This window comes from Oceanispirochaeta sp. M1 (assembly GCF_003346715.1).
GTDB lineage: Bacteria > Spirochaetota > Spirochaetia > DSM-2461 > DSM-2461 > Oceanispirochaeta.
Genome location: NZ_QQPQ01000125.1, coordinates 1 through 1,216, shown reverse-complemented (window position 1 = coordinate 1,216; position 1,216 = coordinate 1). Strand labels below are relative to the sequence as shown.

The 1,216-nt window shown below is 39.3% G+C and carries 2 protein-coding genes; both read right to left on the bottom strand.

Annotated features, from left to right (window positions below):
- Positions 1-23: 23 nt before the first annotated feature.
- Positions 24-638, bottom strand: a complete 615-nt coding sequence (locus DV872_RS26085; protein WP_230391701.1) for an IS630 family transposase — start codon at positions 636-638, stop codon at positions 24-26.
- Between the two features lie 16 nt (positions 639-654).
- Entirely contained in the window at positions 655-1,140 is a 486-nt protein-coding gene (locus DV872_RS26080; protein WP_114632901.1) for a helix-turn-helix domain-containing protein, read from the bottom strand.
- Between the last annotated feature and the right edge of the window lie 76 nt (positions 1,141-1,216).

Below are 1,216 nucleotides of genomic sequence, written 5' to 3'. Positions count from 1 at the left end.
CTAGTGTCATGACCGGCTGAATTTTAATCATCCAGCCGGAACTTAATTTTCGCCTTCTTAAAGGTAAATTTCCAATCAAACTTTACTTTCTGCTTATTCATTCTATTTTTCCAGGCATTTACATTTTTTCTTAGAATTTCAATATTGGGGAATCTTTTTCCTCCAAGGCATTGTCTATTCATAATTCCGATTTCAATTTCGGCTTGATCCAACCAGCTGGCATGCTTGGGAGTGAAGTGGACAGTAAAGCGTTCCCAAATCTCTTTTCCTTTCTCTTCTCCATATCTCCTGGTCAGTGATTTCATAGAATGAGTACAATAATTGTCCATAACCAAATGAATTGTTATGGCTTCCGGATAATTTCTGGCTATTCTATAAAGTACTTTTGCAAAGTCTTTCCCTTCTTTTCGTTTCGAAACATAGGCAAAATGTCTCCCGGCTTTAGGTTCTACTGCACAGAATATATTTGCTGTTCCTCTTCGCTTGTATTCATAGTCAATCTTATGGGCTTGTCCTGGTTTCCTGATAGGTGTTTCCGGTTTTGCATGATCAAGAAGTTGCAGCGGCTTCTCATCAAGGCAGACAACCGGCTCAACAGGATTGTAGGGCCTCTCATAAAGATTGAGGACATCCTCCATTCTTTTCAAGAACTCATCATTTAACGATGGAACGCACCACATTTTTTTTTCGCCATGGCTTAAACTCATGGTCCTGCAGGATAACTCGTATGGTCTCTCTGCCTATCGATTTAACGATTTTTCTATTTACAGCTTCTTCTGCCAATAATCTGACCGTCCATCTCTGAAAGCCATCGGGGGGATCAGAACATACAAGAGCAATAATTTCATTTCTTTCCTTGTCTGAGAAAATCCTCTTATGGCCAGGTCTCTGTTTATCAAATAATGCTCTATTCAATCCTTCTGAAATGTAATTCTGGGCTATCCTTCGAGCAGTTTCTGGTGTTACCCCAACGGCCTTTGAGATTTCCGGAGATGCTATTCCCTGATCAAAGAGATTCAACACCATTGCTCTTTTTATCACCCGAACCGAAGATGTTCCTTTTCTCAGCATCAATGATACTTGATTGCGATCCGGACCGGATAAAGATAACTTTACTTTTACTCTACGCTTATCACTCATAAATCTGATGATACCCAATTCATGAAGTTTATAAAAGATCTTGAATAAATTTAGAATTAGTCGGTCATGACACTAG

Coding starts and splice junctions, on each gene's coding strand:
- DV872_RS26080 (WP_114632901.1), bottom strand. CDS start 1,140: ATGAGTGATAAGCGTAGAGTAAAAGTAAAGTTATCTTTATCCGGTCCG.
- DV872_RS26085 (WP_230391701.1), bottom strand. CDS start 638: ATGGAGGATGTCCTCAATCTTTATGAGAGGCCCTACAATCCTGTTGAG.